Annotated in this window: 20 protein-coding genes and 2 pseudogenes; 8 read left to right on the top strand and 14 right to left on the bottom strand. The window is 58.7% G+C overall.

The genetic code is table 11. From position 1 onward, the window contains the following. Positions 1-55: 55 nt before the first annotated feature. The 3 genes from HY067_01275 to HY067_01265 form a co-directional block, all read right to left on the bottom strand. The gene (locus HY067_01275; protein ID MBI3526580.1) at positions 56-613 is read right to left on the bottom strand and encodes a hypothetical protein; all 558 of its coding nucleotides are present in this window, start codon (positions 611-613) and stop codon (positions 56-58) included. A 105-nt stretch (positions 614-718) separates the two neighbouring features. Continuing rightward, positions 719-1,237, bottom strand: a complete 519-nt coding sequence (locus HY067_01270; GenBank protein MBI3526579.1) for a hypothetical protein — start codon at positions 1,235-1,237, stop codon at positions 719-721. Positions 1,238-1,336: 99 nt separating this feature from the next. After that, complete coding sequence (locus HY067_01265) at positions 1,337-2,440, bottom strand: hypothetical protein (GenBank protein ID MBI3526578.1); 1,104 nt, start codon at positions 2,438-2,440, stop codon at positions 1,337-1,339. Positions 2,441-2,737: 297 nt separating this feature from the next. Between HY067_01265 and HY067_01260 the strand changes: the two genes are divergently transcribed. Both HY067_01260 and HY067_01255 read left to right on the top strand, forming a co-directional pair. After that, entirely contained in the window at positions 2,738-3,949 is a 1,212-nt protein-coding gene (locus HY067_01260) for a pyridoxal phosphate-dependent aminotransferase (GenBank protein ID MBI3526577.1), read from the top strand. Between the two features lie 25 nt (positions 3,950-3,974). Beyond that, on the top strand, positions 3,975-4,271 hold the full coding sequence (locus tag HY067_01255) for a YciI family protein (protein ID MBI3526576.1): 297 nt from the start codon (positions 3,975-3,977) through the stop codon (positions 4,269-4,271). A gap of 58 nt (positions 4,272-4,329) precedes the next feature. Here the strand turns inward: HY067_01255 and HY067_01250 are convergent, their stop codons facing one another. Together HY067_01250 and HY067_01245 are read right to left on the bottom strand one after the other, a co-directional pair. Beyond that, on the bottom strand, positions 4,330-5,253 hold the full coding sequence (locus HY067_01250) for a hypothetical protein (protein MBI3526575.1): 924 nt from the start codon (positions 5,251-5,253) through the stop codon (positions 4,330-4,332). 97 nt (positions 5,254-5,350) lie between these two features. Continuing rightward, positions 5,351-6,199, bottom strand: a complete 849-nt coding sequence (locus HY067_01245; protein ID MBI3526574.1) for an SDR family oxidoreductase — start codon at positions 6,197-6,199, stop codon at positions 5,351-5,353. 127 nt (positions 6,200-6,326) lie between these two features. Here HY067_01245 and HY067_01240 point away from each other — a divergent pair, with 127 nt between their 5' ends. The 4 genes from HY067_01240 (at position 6,327) to HY067_01225 (ending at position 10,612) form a co-directional block, all read left to right on the top strand. Continuing rightward, positions 6,327-7,385 (top strand): phosphotransferase, encoded by a 1,059-nt coding sequence (locus HY067_01240; GenBank protein ID MBI3526573.1) that lies wholly within the window; start codon positions 6,327-6,329, stop codon positions 7,383-7,385. Between the two features lie 183 nt (positions 7,386-7,568). Continuing rightward, the gene (locus HY067_01235) at positions 7,569-8,543 is read left to right on the top strand and encodes an NADPH:quinone oxidoreductase family protein (GenBank protein MBI3526572.1); all 975 of its coding nucleotides are present in this window, start codon (positions 7,569-7,571) and stop codon (positions 8,541-8,543) included. Between the two features lie 89 nt (positions 8,544-8,632). Continuing rightward, positions 8,633-9,418, top strand: coding sequence for a glutathione S-transferase family protein (locus tag HY067_01230; protein ID MBI3526571.1), 786 nt, complete (start codon positions 8,633-8,635; stop codon positions 9,416-9,418). A gap of 21 nt (positions 9,419-9,439) precedes the next feature. Then, positions 9,440-10,612, top strand: coding sequence for a thiolase family protein (locus tag HY067_01225; GenBank protein ID MBI3526570.1), 1,173 nt, complete (start codon positions 9,440-9,442; stop codon positions 10,610-10,612). Positions 10,613-10,699: 87 nt separating this feature from the next. Here HY067_01225 and HY067_01220 read toward each other — a convergent pair whose 3' ends face one another. Continuing rightward, positions 10,700-10,888, bottom strand: coding sequence for a hypothetical protein (locus HY067_01220; protein MBI3526569.1), 189 nt, complete (start codon positions 10,886-10,888; stop codon positions 10,700-10,702). Positions 10,889-10,956: 68 nt separating this feature from the next. On the opposite strand from HY067_01220, the gene HY067_01215 reads away from it, so the two are divergent. After that, positions 10,957-12,660 (top strand): dihydroxy-acid dehydratase, encoded by a 1,704-nt coding sequence (locus HY067_01215; protein MBI3526568.1) that lies wholly within the window; start codon positions 10,957-10,959, stop codon positions 12,658-12,660. On the opposite strand, the gene HY067_01210 is transcribed toward HY067_01215, so the two are convergent. The 7 genes and pseudogenes from HY067_01210 to HY067_01180 all read right to left on the bottom strand — a co-directional run bounded on the left by HY067_01210 (position 12,657) and on the right by HY067_01180 (position 24,068). Further along, positions 12,657-15,632 carry an EAL domain-containing protein gene (locus HY067_01210; GenBank protein MBI3526567.1) on the bottom strand — a complete coding sequence of 992 codons (2,976 nt, stop codon included), beginning with the start codon at positions 15,630-15,632 and terminating at the stop codon, positions 12,657-12,659. The two genes, HY067_01215 and HY067_01210, sit on opposite strands and share 4 nt — an antisense overlap. Positions 15,633-15,705: 73 nt before the next feature. Beyond that, positions 15,706-15,804 (bottom strand): annotated as a pseudogene (locus HY067_01205) (response regulator). Beyond that, on the bottom strand, positions 15,791-17,938 hold the full coding sequence (locus tag HY067_01200) for a CHASE3 domain-containing protein (protein ID MBI3526566.1): 2,148 nt from the start codon (positions 17,936-17,938) through the stop codon (positions 15,791-15,793). Before HY067_01200 ends, HY067_01205 begins: the two are co-directional and overlap by 14 nt. Before the next feature lie 250 nt (positions 17,939-18,188). Then, positions 18,189-18,821, bottom strand: coding sequence for a response regulator transcription factor (locus tag HY067_01195; protein MBI3526565.1), 633 nt, complete (start codon positions 18,819-18,821; stop codon positions 18,189-18,191). A gap of 1 nt (position 18,822) precedes the next feature. Continuing rightward, positions 18,823-20,433: a PAS domain S-box protein gene (locus HY067_01190; GenBank protein MBI3526564.1), complete on the bottom strand. Its 1,611-nt coding sequence runs from the start codon at positions 20,431-20,433 to the stop codon at positions 18,823-18,825. A gap of 73 nt (positions 20,434-20,506) precedes the next feature. Then, entirely contained in the window at positions 20,507-21,973 is a 1,467-nt protein-coding gene (locus HY067_01185; GenBank protein ID MBI3526563.1) for a diguanylate cyclase, read from the bottom strand. Between the two features lie 622 nt (positions 21,974-22,595). After that, complete coding sequence (locus HY067_01180) at positions 22,596-24,068, bottom strand: DegQ family serine endoprotease (protein ID MBI3526562.1); 1,473 nt, start codon at positions 24,066-24,068, stop codon at positions 22,596-22,598. A 397-nt stretch (positions 24,069-24,465) separates the two neighbouring features. Here HY067_01180 and mscL point away from each other — a divergent pair. Further along, a pseudogene (mscL, locus tag HY067_01175) lies at positions 24,466-24,884 on the top strand (large conductance mechanosensitive channel protein MscL). Positions 24,885-24,905: 21 nt separating this feature from the next. Here mscL and HY067_01170 read toward each other — a convergent pair. Next, a complete protein-coding gene (locus HY067_01170; GenBank protein ID MBI3526561.1) occupies positions 24,906-26,009 on the bottom strand; it encodes a hypothetical protein in 1,104 nt (367 codons plus the stop codon). Positions 26,010-26,386 lie beyond the last annotated feature (377 nt).

Raw genomic sequence — 26,386 nt, 5'->3', positions numbered from 1 at the left:
GATTCGCGCCATCTTTAGTTATGCGCACTGCAGGCCTGACCCGCTAGACACGCTCTCACCGCCTTCTCATCTGCGTCCAGTTAATTACGTCGCGGAGCCGCTCGAATTTCAAATTCAGTTGCGAGACCAACCATTCGTGCCGTTGGTTGAAGCTGTGCGCAAAATGTGCTGCCGGAACAAAACCCAGCCTATCGAAATGCAATTGATCTGCTCTCGTAAAAAATGCTCTGTTTTCGAGCTTGGCGCTCACTCGCTCGCACCACGCCTTAAACTCTGCCTCCCACTGAGCAACCTCTGATTCATTTGCGACGGGCCTGTTGAGCAGGTGATGTATTGCCCACGACAAGTCCTCAGCCAATTCGTCAATCGCCTCTTGACGCAGCGACCAAACGTTGAAATGCAGAGAAACGCCGATGAGAAATAGCCCGATGACTACTAGGGTCAGTTTGAACCACGGATTCGTTAGCCACAGAGGCAGGTGTGCAAGCAGATCGGCCATAGCCTGCCCCGGTGCTGCGCCATAGGCTGCAATAAATATTCCGACGACCAAACCTGTGCCAGCGACACGGGTTATCGCGCCTCCAATCCACATCCAGAGCCATTTGATCTTCATATGATGTGCGGCGGACGATCGAATGTTCCGCTCTAAGCTGCCCAACGTCCTAGCTCAGGGCCACGAAGCCGGCTTGCCGGCGTAGTGTCCTTCTGGGGCGAAGGGTTAGCCACCTTGGTGTTCACTGGAGTACTGCCAGAGTGCCATATCCAACTCCCGAACAGTGAGGCGATGCTTTGCAGCCACGGCACGACAGAGCTGAACGTATTCCTTCCAGAAGGCGACTATGTACTGCGAAGGCTGCTTAACACCGAGGCTCCATATGGCTCTGAAGTCCAGGATTGGATATGACTGATCAACGCAGAAATGCAATATAACCGACGCAGTTGGGAACTGGACGCCAGAGAGGAGCGTGAGCGCCCCGAGCCTCGACTCTTCGCACTTTGCGGAGAAGGAGAAGGCAGTAATTTCGCGGACGAGTGCTTCTGAGTTCGAAAGCGCGAGGTCGGCACGGCGCTTCGACTTCCATTGACAGATTTCGTGTAGTTGAGAAACCGTGAGGTAGCCCTGCTTTGGACCGATTTGGTGGTACTTGTCTAGGTTCGCTTCGGCGCTGAAGTCGTACCGTTCTTGGTAGTACCTGAGCTTCCCGGGCGGAATGCGTAGCGAGTGCTTGATGGTCATGAGACGGCTAACGTATCGTTGTGCGGCGGGCCACGACGACAGTTGAATTGGCACGGCGCAAGCTCCCTGTCCGCAGTAACAAAGGGTTAGACGTCGCGTTCATTCCGCCTCTTCCGCGTACTCATCGAGTACAGTATCGGAGAGGTGCGACAGGTGCTTCTGTGATGACAACTCTCGCAGACTGTCGTATGAGACGTACGTGCAACTCTCAGAGAGAGGACCCTTTTCAAGCAAGGAAAAGACGGGACGACGAATTTCCTGAAATACCTTTTCTCGCTTCGCAACCGGCGCAACGATGTGAAGCTTGATGTCCATGTTCGGTTGAAGCGCAAGGAGATCCGCCATCCGCAAAATCCCGGAGTAGACGGCGGTGGTGTGCTCGACTTCGAGCGCTCGCACGATTGAGCGGCCACGTAACCATATAACGTCGATCTGCTCGATTGTGCGCAGTGTTGTATCGTCGTAGTTAAGCGGAAGGCGATCAAGAAGTGGCTGCTGGTCGTTCTTCCACTCCCGGAGTACGCCGCCTCGGTCGGCGCGTGGTATCCAAATAGACATTCCCATGCGAGCGCCGATCTGAGCTATGAGGGACTGAATTTGGATTGACTCACGCGATTCCGCTTCTTGCGGAGGCATTGTCTCCTCTGAAGCGGGAGTGTCTTCAGGAACAGAAACGCTGACCACCTTGTCAGAACGATTGATCGTATGCGTCGTGAGTTTCTTTAAGTCCAGTTCATCCAGAGCATAGACAATCGGTGCTTTAACTTGGGCGGACAGGGCGTCGGCCAAAAACTTGCCGTCTTTGTCGTCCAGACGCACAAGGCTCCCTCGGACCTTTCCCGTCCAAGCGATGGACCCCTTTTCGAGGGTGCGCGTAAACGACAGGCCTTGCCAGATCTTGTCGTCATGAATTGGTAGTGCTTGATCGATGGCCAGCCATACCTTGGTCCGGACGCGAAACCGGACGACAAAGGGGTCGCTGTCCGGAACAAAGATCGGCTTGCTGTCGATGAAGGGTCCCTCGATGACCTCCAGCAATCCACACCAGCGCGATACGCGGGTCAGATAACAGACAAAGTTGTCACCAGTTTTGATGCGCTCGGCCATCCCCTTGTGACGCATACGGAAACCCGACACGTCCTGCGGCGACCGACCAAAAGCCTCGTACGTTTCTGGTGAGAACAGATCAATGAAGTACGACATGGTTGTATTGGGCGACGTCTAGTGTGAAGTAGACTTCCTAAAAGACGCTTTAATTTTGCGTCATTTAGGACGCCTGATAATTCAGGTTGAATGCAATCAGCATGTTAATCCGATTTAGTACCTCATAACGTTAAAAACGAACTTGTCATCAATGGCTGGCCCATCCATTTTGAATGGCTGGCTGGTGCATTGACCCTGTGTACGGCGCCGTGATATAAAGCGCTTGACTATTAGATACTTAGAGACGGGCACGCCGGCCGGTGAAGCCCGCTTTTTGATTCCCGAGGAGAGCAGTTCATGCCCGCCATTTCCCGCCGAGCGAACGAACTCGGTACCGAAAACGCTTTCGTGGTTCTTGCCGAAGTCAGCGCCCTGCAGCGCCAGGGCAAGGACATCATTTCCTTCTGCATCGGCCAGCCGGATTTCCCGACGCCGAAGAACATCCGCGAAGCGGGCATCAAGGCGATCAACGAAGGCAAGCACGGCTACACGCCGTCCGCCGGCATTCTGGAACTGCGCGAAGCCGCGGCGAATTTCCTGAACCGCACGCGGCATATCAGTATTCATGCGGATGACGTTGTTGTCGGTGCCGGTGCGAAGCCCTTCATCGCGTACGCGATCGTTTCGACGACCGATCACGGCGTCGGCGACGAGGTGATCTATCCCGTCCCCGGTTTCCCGATCTACGAGTCGCAGATCAAGGCGATGGGCGCGGTGCCGGTGCCGATCTATCTGCGCGAGTCGCGCAACTTCAGTTTCGATCCCGCCGAACTCGAAGCCAAGATCACGCCAAAGACCAAGTTGCTGATCCTCAATTCACCGCAGAATCCGACCGGGGGGATCATCCCGAAGAAGGATGTGGAAGCCATCGCAGCGATCCTGCGCAAGCATCCGCAGGTCTGGGTATTCGCCGACGAAATCTATTCGCAGCTTTGCTACGACGGCGAATTCTGTTCGGTGACCCAGTTCCCCGGCATGCTCGAGCGCACCATTCTGTGCGACGGTGCGTCGAAGACCTGGGCGATGACCGGCTGGCGGCTCGGTTTCGCTGCGAACAAGGCGCTGGCGCCGGTATTCACGCGCTGGGTCACCAACACCGATTCCTGCGCATCGCAGATTACTCAATGGGCCGCGGTGGAAGCGATGAACGGCCCGCAGGACGATGCGAAGAAAATGCGCGACAGTTTCTTCGCTCGCCGTAACCTGATCGTCGGCCTGCTCAACAAGGTGCCGGGCGTGGTTTGCCAGAACCCCGGCGGCGCCTTCTATGCCTGGCCGAATGTGACCGAGGCCTGCAGGCTGATCGGCGCGGCGGACTCGGAAGAATTCCGCAAGCGGTTGCTGAATGAAGCCGGGGTCGCTGTTCTCGCGGACATCCACTTTGGCCCGCGGGTGCCGAACGAAGGCCAGCACATCCGCTTCAGCTACGCCGCTTCGAATGAAGCGATCGAGAAGGGCGTTGCACGGATGAAGGATTTCATCAATAAGAACACGCGCAAGGCGGCGTGATGGCCCGGGACTAGGAGAAAACCATATGCCTTACGCGATTCAGACAGTAGATAGGAAGGGCAGCAGCCAGATTCGGGCGGACAATCGCGCGGTGCATATCGAATATCTGACCGCCAACAAACATCTGCTGCTTGCGGCGGGTGCGCTGATCGAGGACGACGGCAGCGGTGGCAGCGGCGGCCTTCTGATCGTCGACACCGACGATCGCAAGGAAGCCGAGCGTTTCATCGCCAACGATCCGTTCGCCAAGGCGGGATTGTTTGAGAAAGTGACCATCACACGCTGGCGCAAGGCCTTCTTCAACAAGGAACGATTGATCTAAGGCGAAATACTGGTCTAGGGCGAAATGCGTTAGGCACAGAGCAACCGCGCGCTAATCGCTAGAAGCGATGGCTTAAACCCGCCGCGACCGACCAGTCGGCTACGAGTTGCACGCCATTCACCCTCTGATAGAGCGGCACCTGCACGAATCCATATAACTGGGTTTTGTCGCCGAGTGCCACGCTCACCCCGGGCGAGAGATGCACGAATGTGCCGCCGGTGTCGTCCGGTTCGGCATTGGCTCCGGAGTCCCGGTCTTTCCAGTGTGTGTTCAACTGCAGTTGCAGGGCAACGCGCCCGGTCCATGGGTAACTCGCACCGATATCGAGGCCTACCCGGCTGCCCGGTTTGTATTCGTCGCGCTCATTGAGCGGTGCCTGCCAGTTGACGTCGGCAAACCAGGTTGCGCGGTTGCCGAGAGGGCCGCTGAAGAAGGCGCCAAGGATCGCGTCGGTGGTGCCGCTGCCTGGCTGCAGCGAGCGTTCGGCCACTTCGCCGTCGTCGTTTGCCACATCGATCTTCCCGGTCGGCAGCTTTACGCCGAACTGCAGGCCGAATGCGCCGGCATGGGCTTCCGCCGGAGTGAAACGGTAGCGGCCGACCACGCGCGCGTCGCCTATCTCGGTAAAGCTCCAGGCCTCGGGCATCTGTCCGCCGGCGTCATTGTGGATGTGCGAGTGGCTGCGGTTCACAACCGGCAGTTGCACGCCGATTCCCCAGTTCGGATCGAAGGTGTAGTCAAATCCAGCGATGATGTTGCGGTTGATGGTACGGACTTCGTCGTGATCCCTGGGAATCTTGCCGACACTCACATTTTCAGTGCCGGCGCGCGGCTGATCCTGATCGATGAATTCATAGCGCAGGTCGAAGCGCCCGCCTGATTCAGTCCATGCGCCTTGGGCGCTCCAGTTGGTATTCAGTGAACAGAATGCCGACCCGCAGCCCGCGTTTGCGTCGACTGCGGTGGCCAGCAGGGCAGCCACGAGCATGAACCGAAAAGATTGCGTGAGGTTCTCCAAATTCGCTGGCGCTGATCGCAATGGCGCTGATTGCGGTTCTGATGCCTTGGGGTACGTCGCCTTAGCGTTTGTTGAGGGTATTGGTCGGATTGCGCTCGAGCAGGATGTCTTGCATGCGCATTTCGATCGCCGGCTTGATTTTCTGGTGGGGAAGAATGTAGAACTTGTCGGTCTCGATTGACTGGAATACGAGATCGGCGACCTGCTCGGCGGAGATGCGCCCCGATTTCACTGCATGCCGAAGCTGTTCCTCGCGCTGCAGATCGGCTTGTGATTTTTCTTTTTCATCACGCAATGCGTCGGGCCGGTTTCGTTCCGAATCGGAAATGCCGGTGGGTACGAATGCGGGACAGAGCACCGAGGCCTTGAGTTTCGCGCCAAACTCGATCAAATCGTGATGCAGACATTCGGTCAGTGTAACGACCGAATGCTTCGATACGCAGTACATTCCCATTCCCGGAGGAGAAAGCAGTCCCGCAACCGACGCCGTGTTCACCACGTGACCCTCGACGTTCTGTTCGATCATGCGCGGCACGAATACCCGGATGCCGTGGATCACCCCCCAGACGTTGACGCCCAGCGTCCATTCCCAGTCTTTCTCGCTTTGTTCCCAGATGGTGCCGCCGGGTGCGACGCCGGCATTGTTGCAGAGCACGTGTACGCCGCCGAAAGTCTTGAACGTCTTATCGGCGAGAGCTTCGACTTCACTTCCCTTGGACACGTCCGTGCGTACCGCCAGAACCGGATAGCCCGATCCCTTGAATTCCTTCTCGGTCCTGCTCAACGCGTCCTTCTCGACATCGGCGAGCACGATCTTCATGCCCTCGCGCGCAAAGCGCAGTGCCATGGCGCGACCGAGTCCGCTTGCCCCTCCGGTGACGACCGCGACGCGATCCTTGAAAACTTTCATGGGGGAATCTCTGAATAGATGACCTTCACCCGATTCTAGCATGTGGAATCAGGAGTCTCCGCGCATTGCCACGCCCTCTCGCGAAGGGTGGTATTCTCGCCGCAGCCTGAGGGGGAGATAAAGAAACATGCAGGACGACTTCATCGGCACGATGCCGGTACCGGAGCGGCATCGCTTCGACCTAACGAGTCTCGAGCGCTATCTGCGCGAAACCGTGGAGGGCTTTTCGGGCAAGCTCGACGTGGAGCAATTCAAGGGAGGGCAGTCCAATCCGACCTTTATGCTCAGAGCAGGCGAGCGGCGCTATGTGTTGCGACGCAAGCCGCCCGGCAAGCTGCTTCCGTCAGCGCACGCGGTAGACCGCGAGTATCGCGTCATTACTGCGTTACACGCCGGCGGATTTCCGGTTGCGAAAACCTACTGCCTGTGTGAAGACGACGCAATCATCGGCACGGCGTTTTATGTGATGGACTACGTCGGGGGACGGGTTTTATGGGATCCGTCGCTGCCGGGCATGGACAAAAAGCAGCGCGGCGCCTGCTTCGACGAACTCAATCGCGTGATCGCCATGCTCCATTCCGTGGACTACGCGAGCATCGGGCTCGGCGATTACGGCAAGCCCGGCAACTATATCGAACGCCAGATCAATCGCTGGATCAAACAATATCGGGCCTCCGAAACCGAGCGTATCGAAGCGATGGAGAATCTGATCGAGTGGCTGCCGAAGAATATTCCACGAGGCGACGAGACAACGATCGTCCATGGCGACTACCGCATGGACAACGTCATGTTCCATCCGACCGAGCCGAAAATCCTGGCGGTGCTCGACTGGGAACTGTCCACCCTCGGACATCCGCTCGCCGATTTTTCCTATCACTGCATGACCTGGCACCTGACGCCAGGGCAGTTCCGCGGCATGATGGGCGTGGACTTCAAGGCACTCGGCATTCCCACGGAGCAGGAATACGTCGCCGCTTACTGCCGCCGGACCGGGCGCGATCACATAGCCAACTGGGATTTTTACATGGCGTACAACATGTTCCGCCTGGCGGGAATTCTGCAGGGGATCATGGGCCGGGTGAACGACGGCACCGCGGCGAGCGCGCATGCGCTGGAGCAGGGCAAGCGCGCCAGACCGATGGCCGAGGCCGGCTGGCAACAGGTCGAAAAAATCCTAAGAAACTGATACGCGCTAACACGAAGGAACACGAAGGAAAGCACGAAGAAACACGAAGGAAGGCTGAGACACTGCTAAATTTCAACGTACTTCACATGCGTCAGGGTATAAAGAGGGTTGTAGTGTAGGTTCTCCTTCGTACCTTTCGTGATTCCTTCGTGACCCTTCGTGTTAAGAGAGGTGTAGTTCCAAATGAAAGCAGTTCTTTGCAAAGAATACGGTCTGCCGGGCAAACTCGTCATCGAGGACATCCCTTCGCCAAAACCCGCGTATGGGCAGGTTGTGGTGAGCGTGAAAGCATGCGGCGTGAATTTCCCGGACACGCTGATCATCCAGGGCAAATATCAGTTCAAACCTGAAATGCCCTTCTCCCCTGGCGGAGAGGTGGCCGGTGTGGTCAAGGAGATCGGTGAAGGCGTCACGCGCGTAAAACCGGGCGATCGCGTGATCGCATTCAACACCTGGGGTGGGTTCGCGGAAGAGATGGTAGTCGATGCGGATCGCACCATTCCGATGCCGGCGAGCATGGATTTCATACCTGCGTCCGCGTTCGTGCTGACTTATGGGACTTCGTATCACGCGCTAAAGGACAGGGCGGATATCAAGGCCGGTGAATCCCTGCTGGTGCTGGGCGCCGCGGGGGGCGTAGGGCTCGCAGCGATTCAGCTCGGCAAGGCAATGGGCGCACGCGTCATTGCGGCCGCATCCAGCGACGCCAAGTTGAAGATATGCCGGGACAATGGCGCCGATGACGTGATCAACTACGGCTCGGAAGATCTGCGCGCAAGAGTGAAGGCCATCACCGCGGGCAAAGGCATGGATGTCGTCTACGATCCGGTCGGCGGGCCTTATTCGGAACCGGCGCTGCGCGACATGGCGTGGAAAGGCCGCTTCCTGGTCGTGGGATTTGCCGCTGGCGACATTCCCAAGGTTGCGCTGAATCTAACCTTGCTGAAGGGTTGCTCGATCGTCGGTGTGTTCTGGGGCGCGTTCACAAAAAACGAACCGGAGCGCAATCGCGAGAACAACTGGGAACTCATGGCGATGTACGCCGCAGGAAAAATCAAGCCGCATATTCATGCGGCCTATCCTCTGGAACGGGCGGCGGAAGCGCTCAACGAGGTTCTCAACAAACGGGTTAGCGGCAAGGTCGTGCTCACAACGTGAAGGCAGGGACCGAGGACTCCGGGCCGGGAGAGAACCAGATGTATCACCAGTAACCGAAAACTTACAAAGACAAAAGAAGGGGAGAGGAGATGCTGAAGCTCTACGAAAATCCGTTATCGGGGTATGTGCAGAAGGTCAAGATTGCCTTGCTCGAAAAAGGCATCGCATTCGAATCGCTGCCCGCCGAAGGGTTGATGTCCGGCACCGCGGGTGGTGCCTTCGTAGACGCCAACCCGCGTGCCGAGATCCCGGTTCTGATAGATGGCGACTTCAGAGTGTTCGATTCCACGGTAATTCTGGAGTACCTCGAGGACAAGTGGTCAAATCCGCCGCTGCTGCCGAAATCGTCGGCGGAGCGGGCGAGGGTGCGAATGATCGAGGACGTGATGGATACCCAATACGAACCGAACAATTGGGGCACCATGGAAGTCACACGCTTTAAGCGCGCGGACGGAGCACTGGCCGAAAAGATCGTGGCCTATGGTAAAAAGAACATCGAGGGTTACCAGGCTTGGCTCGATCGGCAACTGGGTTCGCGGCCCTGGTTCAATGGCGAACAGTTTGGCTGGGGCGATGTTTGCATCGTGCCGTTCGTCAATCGCTCGGCGATGTACGGCTACCTGCCGCCGAAAGAATCACGACTCGCCGAATGGTTGGTGCGCGTGAACCAGCGGCCGAGCGTGGACAAAGTCAGGAAGCAAGTGGAGGACGTCGTGGCGAAATTGCCCGATCTTGCCGACATGCTCAGCAAGGGCCAGATCAAGCGCCAGTATCGCGACCATCGTCTGGAATGGATGATCGCGGCAGGCGGTCTCCCGGTCGTGCTCGAGGGAATCGAGAAAGGGACGATTCGTTTCAGCCGCGACATTCGATAAGGGCACGGTTTGGAGATTGTTATGAACGAAGCGGTGATTCTTGACGCAGTGCGCACGCCATTCGGACGGCGGGGGGGCGCTTTGCGGGAGCAGAGACCGGACGCTTTGCTGGCGCATGTGCTCGACGGCCTGCTCGCGCGAGCGGGGGTCGATTCCCGGAAGATCGAAGACGTGATCGATGGCACCGTGACACTTGCCGGAGAACAGGGGGCGAACCCGGCGCGACTTGCCGTGTTGTTGTCAACGCTTCCGGTAGAAGTGCCGGGGGTATCGTTGAATCGCATGTGCGGCTCCAGCCAGCAAGCCGTGCATTTCGCGGCACAGGCGATTGCCGCCGGTGACATGAACTACGTCATCGGCTGCGGCGTCGAGAGCATGAGCCGCGTGCCGATGTTTCTGGATATCGGACTGGGCGGTCCGGTCAACGGGTTCGAAAAGCTCGATCCCGAACTGTTCAAGCGCCACGAATTGATCCATCAGGGAGAGAGCGCCGAGCGTGTCGCGGACAAGTGGGGATTGTCGCGGCAGGTTGTCGACGAGTTTGCCAAGGAAAGCCATCGTCGCGCTGTCCTTGCACAAAAAGCCGGGCTGAACCGGGAACTGCTTCCGGTGACTGGTGTATCGCCGGATGGCCAGCCCTTCGTGCTCGATCGCGACGAGGGCGTTCGGGTGCAAATCGACGAAGCCAAAATGGCATCGTTGAAACCGGCTTTTCGACCGGAGGGAAAAGGCGTGGTAACGGCCGCGAATTCAAGCCAGATTTCCGACGGTGCATCTGCGGTACTGGTCGCCAGCGCCCATGCGGCACGAGCTGATGGCTTGAAGGCGAAGGCACGCTTTCGCTCGCGGGTCGCCATTGGATCCGACCCGACCATGCAATTGACCGGCGTCATTCCTGCCACGCGGCTCGCACTGGCGAAGGCCGGAATTACGATCCGGGATCTGGACTGGATCGAGATCAACGAAGCGTTTGCGACCGTCGTACTGTCATGGGCCAAAGAATTGAATCCCGACATGGCCAAAGTCAATCCCTGGGGGGGCGCGATTGCCCATGGGCATCCATTGGGCGCAACCGGCGCAGGCCTGATGGCGAAAATGCTCGCGGGCCTTGAAGCCACTGGCGGCACGCTCGGCCTCCAGGTCATGTGCATCGGTCACGGACAGGCCACCGCCACCATCATCGAACGCGTCTAAGAGCCCAACGCGATTAACACGAAGGAGAGGCGAAATACGGTAAACAATCAACAGGAGGTTAGAAATCCGGAGTCGTTTTCAACCCTCTCACCGATCTCGATTGTACAAAGTATCGCGCACGCTGCATATCACGATGACCGTCATCCGGCTGCTGCCGGCCTCGAAATCCGGCGCAGGTGCAGCGGACTCGGCCTTGCGCAGAAATTCAGCGATGGCCGATTGGGCATATGCCGAACCCAGCAGGGCCAGCAAAATGGTGGCGATCAAATTTTTCATGAAAACTCCGGTTGGCGCGGGATGGCAGGTGAACCTATCATAGCGGCTCATTCTCCCATTCCGAGATCATGGCCGACAACCACGACAAGCGCGGCATCCGCCGCAACCTCACCAACTATGGCGATCCGGAGTTTGCCGCCTACCTGAGACGTTCCTTCGCCCGGTCGATGGGTTACTCGAAGGACATGCTGGGACGTCCGATCGTCGGTATCGCGCAGTCGGCGAGCGGCTTCAACAATTGCCATCGCTACGTACCGGAGCTTGTCGAGGCGGTCAAACGCGGGGTGCTCAGGTCCGGTGGGCTGCCGGTCGACTTTCCGACCATTTCGCTCGGGGAGGTGTTCCTGAGCCCCACCAGCCTGATGTTCCGCAACCTCATGGCGATCGACGTCGAAGAGATGATACGGGCGCAGCCCATGGATGCGGTCGTGTTGATCGGCGGCTGCGACAAGACGGTGCCCGCGCAGCTGATGGGTGCAATTTCAGCCGACGTGCCGGCGATCCAGCTGGTTACCGGTCCGATGATGGCGATGCCATTCCGCGGCGAACGGCTTGGTGCCTGTACCGATTGCCGGCGCTTCTGGGGGAAATATCGCGCCGGTGAAGTCAGCGACGAGGGCATCGACGAGATCGAAGGCAATCTCGCCACCACCGCCGGCACATGTGCCGTCATGGGGACTGCCAGCACCATGGCCTGCGTTGCCGAAGCGCTGGGCATGAGCCTTCCGGACACCGCAACCATTCCCGCAGTGCATGCCGATCGCATTCGCGCCGCGGAAGCAACCGGAGTCTGCGCAATGGAGATGATCAAGACCAAGGGGCCGCGGCCGTCCGAGATCATCACCGCAAAATCGGTCGAAAACGCGCTGCGGGTGTTGCTCGCCATTGGCGGTTCGACCAACGCCATCATTCACCTCACTGCGATCGCCGGGCGGCGTGGCATCAAGATTTCGCTGGAGCACCTCAATCGATTGTCCGACGAAACCCCGGTGCTGATCGATCTCAAGCCTACGGGCAGTTACTACATGCAGGATTTCCACGCGGCTGGAGGCATGAGTGCCTTGCTTCTCGAATTGAAGGACTTGTTGCATCTCGATTGCATGGCCGTCACCGGAGAAACACTGCGTACGCGGTTGGCGCGCGGTGTGCCGTTCGTCGACCGCGGTGTCATCCGTTCTCGATCCGAGCCGATCACGCCGGTAGGCGGCTTGGTCGCGCTGTTCGGCAGCCTGGCGCCCGGAGGGGCAATTTTGAAACGAGCCGCGGCCGATGATAGCCTGTTCGAAAAAGAGGGCAGGGCGGTGGTGTTCGAATCGTTGGAGGATTTGTCCGCGCGGATCGACTTGCCGGATCTTGATGTTACCAAGGATGATTTTCTGGTGCTGAAGAACGCCGGACCGCGCAGCCCTTCGGGCATGCCGGAGGCGGGCTACCTGCCCATTCCGAAGAAGCTGGCGCAAAAAGGACTGAAGGACATGGTGCGCATTTCCGATGCCCGCATGAGCGGTACCGCGTTCGGCACGGTGATTCTGCATATTACGCCGGACGCAGCATCGGGCGGGCCACTGGCGCTGGTGAAAAGCGGCGATCGTATCCGCTTGTCCGTGAAGGACAGGAAACTGGATTTGTGGGTCAGCGAAGAGGAAATGAACAGGCGTCGCGAGGATTTCAAGAAGCCGCCCCTGCCGCCAAGAGGTTATGCACGGCTCTACAACGAGCACATCCTGCAAGCCGACGGCGGTTGCGACTTCGACTTTCTGCGCGGTGGCTAGCTGCGGGGGAGCATCTTCAGAATTTCTTCCTCGGGCACTGGCGGGCTGATCAGATAACCCTGGATCTGGTGACAGCCGAGCGTGCGCAGCAGGTCGCGTTGCGCGCGCGTTTCAACTCCCTCGGCGACGGTGCTCAGCCCGAGCGATTGTGCCATGGAAATGATTGCCGAAGCGATTTCGACGTCATCCTGACGCTCGGTAATGGTGCTGATGAAGGAGCGGTCGATTTTCAGCGCGTCGATCGGCAGTCGTGCCAGATAACTCAACGATGAATAGCCGGTACCGAAATCGTCCATGGCGATTTTGGCGCCCGCATCGCGCAGTGCGCGCAGGATCTCGGCGCTGCGCTCTATGTCCTGCATCACCATGCTTTCGGTAATTTCGATGTCGATACCGGTCTCGGGCCCATAGTCATTGAAGATTTGACGGACGAAATCCACGAAATCGCGTTGCCGCAACTGGATCGGAGAGACATTGACCGCAATGCGCTTGGCGGAGACGCCTTCCCCTTTCCATTTTCGGTATACGCGTGCCGCTTCCATCAACGCCCATTTGCCGACTTCCAGGATCATTCCGGTTTCTTCCAGTATGGGAATGAATCGTGCCGGTGGCACCAGGCCGCTATCCGGGTCGTTCCAGCGGAGCAGCGCCTCGAACCCCTCGATCTCGCCGTTCGCCAGGCTGACCTTGGGCTGGTAGTGCAGCACGAAGCGGTGTTCCTCCAGCGCCTGACGCAGCTTGTTTTCCAGGGCAAGCCGTTCGGCGACGTCGGCGTTGAGTTTGGGGGTGTAGTACACGGCGGCTTCGCCTGCCTGCTTTGCCCGCGTCAGCGCCGCCTCGGCGTTTCGCATCAACATTTCGGGATCGCTTCCGTCATCCGGAAAAATAGTAACCCCGCAGCGGGCCGCCACCCGCAAGTCGCGCCCGTCGATCGTGAACGGACTCAGCAGCAGCGCCTTGCGCTTTTCCTCGACCAGGCGTGAAGCATGGATCTCGTCAGTCACGTTGGGCAATACAATGGCGAAACTGTTCATGCCGACCCGACCTATCCGCTCGCTTTCGTGGGTCTCGCGAAGGCGGTCGGCGAGCGCTTTGAGCAGGCTATCCCCGGCCCCGCGACCCATGGATTCGTTGATGAATCTGAATCTTTCGATATCCAGAATCATCAATGCGAGTTTTCTGTTATTTCTTTTTGCCTCGTGCAAGAACTGCTGCAGACGTTCCAGGAGCAGTGTGCGATTGGCTATACCAGAAATGGTGTCATAGTAGGAAAGGTAGTCGATGCGGTCCTGCTTTTCCATGCGTTCGAGCGCAATCGAGGCGTCGGCGGACAGGTCTGCAAGCAGCTTGATCTGGTCCTCGTTGAAGAAATTTCCTTCCGCCGCGAAGAGAACACCTACCGCCGCAACCCGTGTCCCGGACATAAAGGGCAATGCTGCCGCGGCACGATATCCGCGCCGTAACGCATGCTCGCGCCAGATTTGTGGTGTTGCGGAATTTTCGATGTCGTTGACGACTTGTTGCGCTTCCTGGCGCACCGCGACCGCAGCCAGAGTATCCCGCGCCGGTGATTTCGGCACGATCGAGAAGTCGAGCATGTCGAGAAATCCTTCGACCGCTCCATGGGAGGCCACTGGGCGAAGAGACATCGCATTTTCATCGATCAGTCCCGCCCAGGCCATGTGCATTCCGCCGACTTCCACGGCAATCCTGCAGAATTCCTGCAGCAATTCTTCGCGTTGTTGCAACCGGATGATCGCGGAAGAAAAACTGCCCAGCACATCGCGAATGCGCGACAACCGGGCCAGCTTCTGCTCCTGCAACACGCGCTGGGTCACATCACGATCGGCACCACGGAAACCGGTCAACGCCCCATCTTCGCTGAACAACGGCATGCCGTTGCTCTCCAGCCATCTGATGCTGCCGTTCTTGTGGCGTGCCTTGATCACGACCCCGCGCCAGCCCGATCGCTCCGCGGTTCGCAAATCCATCGCCTGCTTCTGTATTTCGCCTTCCTTTTCGTCGAGGATCTCGAACGAACTTCTCCCGAGCATTTCGGCGGGTTGGTAGCCGAGGATCCGGGTCAGCGCCGGATTGTTATAAGTCATCCGCAATTGCACATCGCACTCCCAGACGCGTTCCTCCGTGGTCTCGACGATGCCTCGGAAGCGCTCTTCACTGATCTTGAGCGCCTGCTCCATGTGCAGGCGATCGGTAATATCGAGAGCGATGCCGCCCAGCATCGCCACCCGGCCGTCGTCCTCCAGAATGGGAAATTTTGACACCAGGAAGAAGCGATCCGGCCCGCCGAATGTCACCCTTTCGATCGTGCGATAGGGTTGCTTTTCCTCCATCACTTTGCGATCGTTGGCGGCGATCGCCTCGACGTAGTCGGGCGGATAGAGATCCGCGCTCGTCTTGCCCAGCATTTTATCGGCGTGCCTGCCGGCTAAGGACTCGAAAGTCGGATTGACGAATACGAACTTGCCCTCACTGTCCTTGGCGAACGCCGTTGCGGGAAGGTGGTTCATGAACATCGAAAACTGCGTTTGCAGAGCCCTCGCTCTGTCTTCGGCCTGCTTCCTTGCCTTCCTTTCTTTGGCTTCCGATATCGCACGCCGGACCGCAGAGGGAAAACGTTTGAGATTCGTCTTGAGGACGTAGTCGGTAGCGCCGTTGCGCAGCGCGGCCACGGCATTTTCCTCGCCTATGGTGCCGGACACAAAAATAAAGGGAAGGTCCGGCCTCAGTTCGCGCGTGATGGTCAATGCCGCCATGCCACTGAAGCGCGGCAGGGAAAAATCGGACAGGATGATGTCCGGTCCGAAACTGTGCAGCTCGCGTCGAAAATCTGCTTCCGTCTCGACGATTCGCGCTTCGACAGTCAGGCCGCTGCGCCGCAGTTCGCGCAATTCGAGCTCGGCGTCGGAGGTCAGGTCCTCCACCAGAAGGATGCGCAGGTTATCGGTCACGAGGCATGAGCTTTCTGTTTGTTCGAGGTCAGCATCACCACGGGCACGCTCCTGGTTTTGGAACCCGTCTTGAGTTGGCAAGGATTTTCTTCCTGAGTGCGCGCACGGTCAATTCGGCATCCGCTGGATTGTCCTCGACCAGCAGAATCTCGGCGCGTTCAAACCCGGTCATCTTGTCCTCCTACCGGCACGGAAAAAAAGAAAGTGGCGCCCCTGTTCAATTCGGCTTCGGCCCAGACTCTGCCTCCATGGCGGGTGATCAGTCGATGAACGATAGCGAGTCCGACCCCGGTTCCGGAAAACTCGTCAACTCTGTGCAGGCGTTGGAATACGCCGAAGAGTTTGTCGTAGTAGCGCATGTCGAAGCCGACGCCATTGTCTTTCACGAAAAATATCAAATGGTCGAGAGCGTTCTCCGTCGTCAAGGATCCCACTTCGATTTGCGGCGACTCCCTCGTCGAACTGTACTTCAGGGCATTCGACAGCAGGTTGATCCAGACCTGCTTGAGCAAAGACCGATCGACGCGTGCTGCCGGAAGGTCGTGGATGACAGTGGAGGCGTTGGTGCCAAGACCTCCAGCGTGGACCTGGTCCAACGCCTCGAGCGCCAGTGAATTCATGTCAGTCTGTTCCGTGGATAGCGGCTGCCGGCCCAATCGTGAGAACGCCAGTAAATCGTCGATCAGCAGTCCCATGCGCCGGCTGTTTTCGCGAATGACCCTCAGCAGACGCCGTCCTTCGTCGTCGATCTGTCCGCCGTAGTCTTCCTCGAAGATCTTGGTGAATCCGTCGATCGCTCGCAGCGGTGCCCTCAGGTCGTGGGAGACGGAGTAACTAAAGCCTTCGAGATCCTTGTTGGCCGCTTCGAGCTGATTGGCGCGAACCTGCAGGCTGGCGTTGAGCGCCCGGATGGCTTCTTCCGCTCGCTTTGCCTCCGTAATGTCGTCCGATATTCCCAGCAGGTACTGCGGCCGGCCATAGGCGTCGCGAAGGCCTATCTTTCGCGTACGCAGGATCAGCGTGCCGTTGGCCGTAGTCAGTTTTTCTTCCGGAATTTCCACTACGCCGGGTGCTGCGAGCACTTCTCGATCCTTGGCAGTGAAGAGGTCCGCCTGGTCTTTTGGAAAAAGCTCGTGGTCGCTCTTGCCGATCAAGGCCTCGCGTGGCATGCCGAGCAGTTCTTCCTCTGCTCTGTTTATTCTGGCGAACCGCAGCGTCTTTGCTTCCTTGACGAAGATCATGCTTGGAATGTTCTCGACTACCGCATCGAGAAAGGCGTTGGCTTGCCTGTACTGGTGCTCCACTTGTTTCATTGCGGTGATATCGAACATCGTCGTGCGACTCATTACATAGTTACCGTCTGCATCAAGCAGCGGAACGGCATTGACGGAAACCGGGAATGTGCTGCCGTTCCTGCGGACCATCGTGTACTCGAGGTTCGTGGTTTTGGCGCCTTTCACGAGTTTGGGAAAGTTTTCCTGTACGGTTTGCACGCACTCCGGTGCGACCACGTCGATGAATTTCAATTTTCCGACGACCTCTTCGCGATCGTATCCGAGCCAGGCCAGTTCGGTATCGTTGATGCGCACGAAAGTACCGTGCTCGTCGACGGAGTGGTAACCGCATGGGGCCTCGTTGTACAAACTCTCGATCTCCGCGGCCGATGCCTGGGCGGCGTGCTCAGCGCGGGCGCGCTGCTCTATCTCTTTACGCAGAAAGACGAAAGCGACAACCAGCATCGTGAAGCTGGTCAGAGTACCGGCGACAATGATTGCGGTTGCCATGTTCGAACTGCGCTTTGAGTCTTGCGCGCGTTCAACCAGCAGCATTTCCTCACGCGTCCGCATGTTGCTCACGACATCTCGTATTTCGTCCATGGTCAGCTTGCCCTGGGCGATATGTTTTCTTGTCGGTTCGGACACGAGCATATGTTTAGTGCCGGCTGTCTTGAGGAAGAGGGCGGCCTGTCGCAGGCGTTGATCGACCAATTTTTCGAGTTCCAGAATTCGTTTCTGCTGATCGCCGTTGTCGGCGGTGAGTTCCTTTAGCCGGCGCAGCCGTGCCGGGATGCTGGCCAGCGCATCGACGTACGGGACGAGAAAAGATTCCTCGCCCGAGATCAGATAGCCGCGGTCACCGGTTTCCACGTCCTTCAGATCGGAGAGCACCGCGTCGGCTTCACGCAGTACGTCCTGCGTTTGCTCGACCCACCTTGCCCTTTCCACAAATTCCTGCAGACTGCGATAGGAGACGGCCGAGATGCCGGCGAGAATGGCGAGGGCGGCGCAGAAACTGATGACCGGCACGTTTCGGTTGACCGGGGAATTCATGCAGACAGGAGACTTGCGTGATTCAATTCGGTGCCGCAGTCGAAATGCGGTGCCGGCCGATTACCCGGATTTCGGGCAAGTAACAGGTTCGCGTCCCATATCGACCATGCATGTGCCATCTGAGGCGAAGCATTGGCCAAGCCACTTCAGCACACAATCAGCAGGCGTCTGACAGTTGAGTCAGTGTTAGTCCTACAAAACCGACAGCCCCGGCAAGGCTGATCCCTCAATAAATCAGATTGTTGACGACTGCGTAGTGGGTCAGTTCGGCGTTGTGCCGCAGGCGCAGTTTTTGCAAAACGCGGGCGCGGTACGTGCTGACTGTCTTGACGCTCAGGGAAAGATCTTTGGCGATGTCGCCGACCGATCTGCCGGATGCGATCAATCGCATGACTTCGAACTCACGGTCCGAAAGCGTCTCGTGCACGGACTGAACCGGATTGCGGTTCCAATCCTGCGCAATGCATTCCGCGACTTCCGAAGTGATATAACGCATGCCCGCCGTGACCCTGCGCACAGCCTCCAATAACTGATCGGGTGCGCTCTCCTTGGTTAGATAGCCTGCCCCGCCCGCGCGCAGTACGCGCAGCGCGTACTGATCCACCGGATACATGCTGAGTACCAGCACAGGCAGCGCGGGGCGTGCATTCTTGATGGATTTGAGCACTTCGAGTCCGCTGCGGTCCGGCAGGCTGATGTCCAGCATCACGATATCCCACTGCTGTGACATGATCAGTTCCATTGCCTCGGCGCCATTCGCAGCTTCGCCGACGATGATCGACTGGGCAGTGTCGGAGAGGATTCGTCGCAGGCCCGCGCGCGTGATGGTGTGGTCGTCGACAATCAGTGCTCTGGTCATGTTACACCGCCTCGCGATCGCGGCGCGCGCGCTTGGAAGCCTTGAAACGTGCGGGGAACTTCACAAGCACGCTGGTCCCGCCGCCTTCGGTTTGCTCGAACCTGACTTCGCCGCCAAAAGTCCTCGCGCGCTCGCGCATGCCCTGAATGCCACAGGCCTCCGGTTCCATGATCTTGCCGGGCGGCAGACCGGTGCCGTTGTCGCTGATCCTGACCAGTATGCCGTTACGATCAGGATGCAAGCCTACATGTACCCTGGTGGCGCGGGCATGGCGCGCAATATTCGTCAGCGCTTCCTGGAAAATGCGAAACACGGCGGTCTGCGCATCCTCTTCGAGAAGCATGCCCACAGGCGTCGGATCGATCTGGCAGGGTATGCCGAAATTGAGCTCGAATTCCTGCAGTTGCCATTGCAACGCTGGCCACAGACCCAGATGATCGAGAATGCTGGGGCGCAGTTCCGTAGCGATGCGCTTTACCGTCTGAATCGCGGAATCGACCAGCTCGACCGCCCCGGAAAGCTTGTCGGCGCGCGGCATCTGGCCGTCCGTAATGGTTTTCGTGATCCAGTGCAAGTCCATTTTTGCAGCCGTCAGCGTTGCGCCGAGTTCGTCGTGAATTTCTCTGGCGACAGCGGCACGCTCGGATTCACGCGCGGACTGCAGGTGCGCCGACAGCTTGCGCAGCTTCTCGCGTGAGGCACGCAGGGCCTTCTCCACGTGCTTGCGCTCCTCGATTTCTTCGCGCAGTGCCGTATTCGCATTCAGCAGGTCCTCCGTGTGAAGCCGCACGGCCTCCGCCAGCCGCACGTGGGACTGCTCCAGCACCGCGCGTGCTTGTTTCTGGTCATGGATGTCGGTGGTCGTGCCGACCCAGCGCAGGATCTCACCCTGATCATTGCGCACGGGCAGGCCGCGCGACAGGTGCCAGCGATATTCTCCGATGGAGCCGGCACGCAATCGCATTTCCACCTCGTAGCGTTCGCCGGTTGTCAGGCTGTGCGACCACCGCTTCAGGATATGGGGCAGGTCGTCGGGGTGCACGAACTGCTGCCAGCTCCATCCCTCGATGTCGCTGGCTTTCAGCGAAAGGTAATCCAGCGTGCGCTGATTGACGTAGTCGAGGTAACCGTCGGGACGTGCGGTCCACGCCAAATTGGGGATAGCTTCGAACAGATGCTGAAAATAGTCGCGCTCCGCCTGAAGGCGCTGATGGTCGGCTTCTTCCTGCAGGCGTCGCAGTTGGTCGCGCTGGAGCGCTATGCGCTCGGCGATGTCGCGCAGAATGACATGTGCCGCCGCGCGTCCACGGTAATCGAACAGCGTCGCGACGGCTTCGACGTCTATTACCCGGCCGTCCGCACGGATCATTTTCAATTCCTGGGGTGCAAGCTGTTCCCCGTCGGCGAGCAGTCTTTGCTGCCTGCCTTGCGCAATGGGGATCGAATCGGGGTGGAAAAAATCGAATACGCGCCGGCCGATCAGGTCTTCCGGGGACTGGACGCCGAACAGACGCGCAGTTGCGCGGTTGGCAAAGACAAAACAGCCGTCGCACCAGACGTAAATGGCGTCCTGGGACAGTTCCACTACATCGCGGTACCAATGCTCGCTCATCCGCAACCTCTTATCGTCGCGTCGCGGTTGATTCCGGCCGCCGGCTGCTTTGCGCGGCCCGTGATTGGCGGAATCAGGCTTTCATCGCGTCGTCGTAGAAGCGGTAGGTATTCCTGCCGGCTTGCTTGGCATGATACATCGCCTTGTCGGCAATGCGGATAAGAGTGCTGGCATCGCCCGCGTGATCCGGATAGATGCTGATGCCCAGACTGGGCGAAATGCGAAGTTTGTCGCCGGCTATGAAAAAGTCTTCATCCAATGCGCGTAACAGCTTTTGCGCAATGGTCGTGGCATCTTCGGTGTGACGCAGTTCCGGCAGCACCATGACGAATTCGTCGCCCCCCAGTCTGGAAACGGTATCCACTTCCCGGAGCGCACCGCGGATGCGCTCTGCCACCTGCTGCAGCAGCATGTCACCGACATGATGGCCAAGGTTGTCGTTGATTTCCTTGAAGTGGTCGAGATCCATGAATATGACTGAAGTCTTGGAATGGTTGCGCTGCGATATCGCCAGTGCCTGTTCCAGACGGTCCATCAGCAGAATACGGTTCGGCAGATTCGTCAGCGAATCGAAGTGCGCCATACGACGGATCTGTTCTTCCATGTTCCGTCGCGTCGTGATATCGATAAAAGCGCCCACGGCGCCATAGACTTTGCCGCCAGTGTCGCGTAATGGCGCTGCGTTGCCGATCAGGTGGCGGATGCTGCCATCGTCGAAGACGACGTCTTGCTCGAAATCGCGTACCTCGATGCCGCGGAAAGCAGCCATCTGCACCGGCAGCTCGTGCGCTTCCAGCGCGCGCCCGTTGCGAAACATGCGGAAGGTCGCCGGCTTGTCCCCTTCGATTTCCGTGACCGCCAAATTGCTGCCTTGGGGAAGGCGCAGCAGGTCGTAAGCCATGCGATTGCCGGTGATCGACTTGCATTCCGGATCGTTGGCGATGCAGACCGCCGCTGGCACTGCATCGAGTACGATCCTGAGTTCCGCGGCGCGCTGACGCTGTTTGCGCTCGCTTTCCATCAGTGCGCGCTCCATGCGCTTGCGCTCGGTAATGTCGTTGGCAATCAGTGACAACCGCACGACCTTATCGTTTTCGACAACCGGGGAGAAGCTCACCGCTACGTCGACAAACTTGCCATCCTTATGCTGCCAGACGGTTTCGCAGCTCAGCGAAGTCTTGCCGTCGATCAACTGCTTCATGATCTTGGCGTCTTCGCTTTTGAGGAACTCCGGAATCAGGCAGGCGCGGCTATTGCCGATCATTTCCGCTGCACTAAACCCAAAAATGCGTTCCGCGCCCTTGTTCCAGGTCAGCAGCACGCCGTTCCAGGTTTCGCTGATGATTCCAGCGTCTGCGGATTCCACCAATGCGGCAAGCAGTTGCGGATGGCTGGATACATCCAGCCGGCCGACGCGCTTGGCCTGCTGCGCGGCGAAAGCGGACTCGAGCTTCGATGGCTGCTCGCTGTCCACGGATTGAATCTGCTGGCGCACGCGCTTTTCCGCGAGGGAAGCCTGCAGCGCCCGGACGAGTTCCACCAACTCTGGACTGAGGTCAGAGTAATCCCTTGAATGTTCTTTACTTTGCACCTCGGCCTCCCTTAGACCGCCGGCTGCTTTTGTTTGTTGGCAACTACTACATCTGCTACAACTCGACAACTGTGATTCGATCTTATTTTGGTTTTAGGTTTTATGCGGCAAATTGAGCCATGAATCTCGGACCGCCGCAAGCCGCCGCGCCAGCCTTGGGGCTCCGGGCCGCTTGGGCCAAGGCTGCCGTTTCCCCGCCTGTTTTTTAGGCATCATCATACGCCAGGACCGGATCGGACCATGACATGGGTATTGCACCCCGACTGTTTGGCGTGATAGGCGGCCTGGTGGTTCATCACCTTGGAGCGTTCCTGCCAGGCGCCGTTGTTGGTGAAGGTCGCAGGCAAGCCTCATGCAATCGACGACGAAAATGCGATGCTCACCCGCCAGCAACTGGACCCACGGTATGGCGGCTGGGCGGCATATCAGCCGCTTTGCCAGCGCATCACCAGCGCATCGTCAAGGAACAGCCCGACCTGCTGGACTGAAGGGACGGTAGTTTCCGGAGCCCCGCAAAAGAAAAGGGCGGGCTGCCTAAGCAGCCCGCCCTTTTTGTCGAGAGCGAATCCGGTCAGCCGACCTGGACCGGCACGTACATCCGGTTTGCATCCCGCTGGATCAGCAGCGCAATCGTCTTGTCGGATTTCTTGACCAGGCTCTTCAGTTGTTCGACCGATTTCACCGGCGTGTCGTTGAACGCCAGGATCACGTCGCCCGGTTGAATGCCGGCGCGGGCCGCTGCACCGGAGACGTTCTGTACCACCAGTCCGCCTTGGGTGTTGAGTTGCGCGCGCTCGTCCGGCGCCAGTTCGCGCACCGTCAGTCCGAGCTTCGCTGATGTCTGCGAATCGCCACCATTGTTCATGGCGACTTTCTGTTCCATCAGCTCGGCGACTTTGACGTCGACGTCGCGGCTCCTGCCTTCACGCCATACCTGCAGGCGGGCGTTGTTACCCGGCTTGGTGGCGGCAATCGCGCCGGACAGTTCGGAGAGCTGGTTGATCTCCTTGCCGTTGACGCCGAGCACCACGTCGCCGGACTTCAACCCGGCCTTCTCGGCGGGGCTGCCCGGCTCCACGCCACTGATGAGCGCGCCTTGCGGCTTCGGCAGGCCGAATGAATTGGCAAGCGCCTGGTTCACATCCTGGATCTGCACGCCGATGCGTCCGCGGGTGACCTTGCCGTTATGCACCAGGTCATCCTTGACCTGTATTGCCACATCGATCGGAATCGCGAACGACAAGCCCATGAAACCGCCTGTGCGGCTGAAGATCTGCGAATTCACGCCGACCACTTCGCCGTCCATGTTGAACAACGGTCCGCCGGAGTTGCCGGGGTTGACCGCCACGTCGGTCTGGATGAAGGGCACGTAATTCTCATCCGGGAGCGCCCGTGCTTTCGCACTGACGATACCGGAGGTAATGGTGTTCTCGAAGCCGAACGGCGAACCGATGGCCGCGACCCACTCACCCACCCTCAGGTCGCTGGCATGGCCGATCTTCACGGCGGGCAGATTCTTGGCGTCGATCTTCAACACCGCAATGTCCGTGCGTTTGTCGACGCCGAGCACCTTGGCGTCGAATTCACGCCGGTCGGTCAGCTTGACCGTGATTTCGGTGGCTTCAGCCACGACGTGGGCATTGGTGATGATGATGCCGTCGGAACTGATGATGAAACCCGAGCCCAGACCGCGCTGAACCTCGGGTTCGCCCTGGGGTCCTTGCGGGCCGGGCTGGCCGAAACGGCGGAAGAATTCCTGCAGGGGATCGTCCGGGGAAAGTCCGGGAATCCCGGGCATCTGGCCCCGGGCGGCGACCGGCGTCGTGCGGGATATGCTGACGTTCACCACGGCCGGACCGTTCTCTTCGACGATTCGGGTGAAGTCGGGCAGGTGTTGCGATGAGGACTTGCTGGCCTGCGTGCTGGTTTGCGGGGCCGCGTTGGCCGTGGAATGGCCAGGCAGCGCGACTGCGTAGTACACGCCGAACACTGCGGGAATGACCGCGGCGATCAACAATTTTCTTGCTGTGAATCTGGAAAACATTGTGTTGGCCTCCTGAAATACAAAGCGGGCAGGTTGCCCGCGATGGAAGAAGAGTGTGCTTACCCGGTTTCAGACCCGGCTTGCGGCGCCGAGTTCACTGCTGTTCCGGGCATCGGATGCGGATTCTGGGCGAGGCCAGCCGGCGAAATACCGCGTGGAAACGCGGCATCGCCTGCTCGGTTGACATGAGCTACGGGGATGACCACCCGTTTGGCGAGCGGGGACCCGGGAAATAAGCACGGGAGCCCGTCTCTTACGGATCGACTCCGGCAGAAGGTAGTATGCCAATGTCCCTCCTGTGCGCAGGGCCGGGAGGCGAGGGGCGAGGACTATCGAGCGAAACATCGCTGGCCGCTGCCGGTCAGCGACCCAGCCTGTTTCAAAAAAAGGAGTGAGCATGAGCGTAGTGAGCGAGTTCAAAGAGTTTGCGTTGAAGGGCAACGTGATGGATCTTGCGGTCGGCGTCATCATTGGCGGCGCGTTCGGCAAGATCGTGGATTCCATCGTGAACGACCTGGTCATGCCGCTTATCGGCAAAGTGACGGGGGGCTGGATTTCAGCAACTATTACATCGGGCTGAATGGCCAGGCGGCGGGATTGCCGCTGGCCGAAGCGAAGAAAGCGGGCGCGGTGTTCGCCTACGGCAATTTCATCACCGTCCTGATCTATTTCATCATTCTTGCCTTCATCATCTTCATGATGATCAAGCAAATGAACAGGCTCAAGAAAGAGGCTCCGCCCGCTCCTGCTGAACCGCCGGCGACGCCCGAAGACGTGTTGCTGCTGCGTCAGATCCGCGACAGCCTCAGGAAGTAGCTCCTTGTCGTCCCCGGCGGCCTACTTGCCCGGGAAAGACTGGGTCTCGGAGAACCCGAGCGCGCTCTTGATCGCGTTGTTCCCCACCGGGCGGATGCCGGTGTTGTCCAACTGCCATTTGTCCATGTATTGGCCGGGCTTGAGCAACTTCACGCCGGATTTAGCCAGGTAGTCTTCATCGGCCGCATCGGAAAAAGGCCAGGGCATGCCGGTTTCGAACGGCTGCCACAGGCCATCCCAGTGGATCGGGATATGGGCCTTGGGCTTGATGACCGGCACCACCAGTTGCGCGACCGGCAGGCCACCGGTGCCGATCCATAAATCCACCGATTCCAGTCCAGCATCGCGCATCGCCTTCTTGAGATTGTCGATGGGCGCACCGTAGTCCACGCCTTTGATCACGATCGGCACGTGCAAGTCCACCGCGCTGGCCGAGTTCTGATAAAACCAGCTATAGCGGCCCTGCGGTCCGTCGACGGTGAACAGAAAGCCGCGATTGCCGCCGCCGTTCGGAAAGTCCTCGGCCACGCCGGCTTTCAGGCCGCCGGTCGTGGGATCCTGGCGCGGAATATCGTCCAACTCGACCGGGTCGTGCTGTTCCCAGTTCTTCGCCGGATCCCCGCTGTGGTTCCAGCGCATCACACGCATCGTCACACCCTCGGTGATGGCTATTTTTTCCAGACCGTATACCGGCCTGCAGCGCTCGGCGGGCAGGTTCTCCGCCATCACTTCGAAACAGGTGGTCTGCGAGCCGATGATCGGCGCACCGGTCAGCCGCGACCAGGTCGCGGTGTCGAAGGAATGGTCCCAGTGGCTGTGGCCGGTGAGCAGCAATTTGACCTTGTCAGCACCGCCGATCGCGTCGAGCACGCGGGATACCGCGGCGACGTCCGGCTTCCAAGGTTTGTTGGTATACGCATATCCACCGCCGCCGCCGTGAAATTCGCTCTCCGGGATGCGGGTGATATAGCCGTCGGTGAGCACGCCGAACGATCCCATCTGGTAATGGATGTTGGCGATCGACATCCAGGTGATGTCGACGTGATCCGGGCCGGCCGCGTGTGCCTGTGGCACAAATGCTGCAGTCAGCAGTGCGACGATCGTCGCGGTCAGTTTCTTTCTCATCACGGGCTCTCAATCCACAGGATCAAAAATTTCACCACGAAGGCACGAAGACACGAAGGAACGCAAGGGCTCACCAACACAGATTGCCTTACCAAATGTCCCTGCTCCCTGGATATCGTAGACTTTCCAATTCCTGGATCCCATATTGTCCATCCGTCTTTTGTCTTTCTTCGTGTTCTTGTATGTTCGTTTTGTTGGTGTAAGTTGTGTTTGTTCTCAAGCGTAGTTTGGCTTGAGGACGGGGAAGCGGCAGATCGATTGTGTCCTGGTTTAAATCGTCACGAAGCCTGGTCGCCGCCTCCTGCTTTGCGTGAATCCGAGCAGTTGCCTGGGCACGAGCCCGAATTATTGCAAGATAGGATCGAGTGAAGCCATGA

This window comes from Betaproteobacteria bacterium (assembly GCA_016194905.1).
Classification (GTDB): Bacteria; Pseudomonadota; Gammaproteobacteria; order Burkholderiales; family JACQAP01; genus JACQAP01.
The sequence above is the reverse complement of the archived record's forward strand: the minus strand, read 5'-3'. Positions and strand labels throughout refer to the sequence as shown.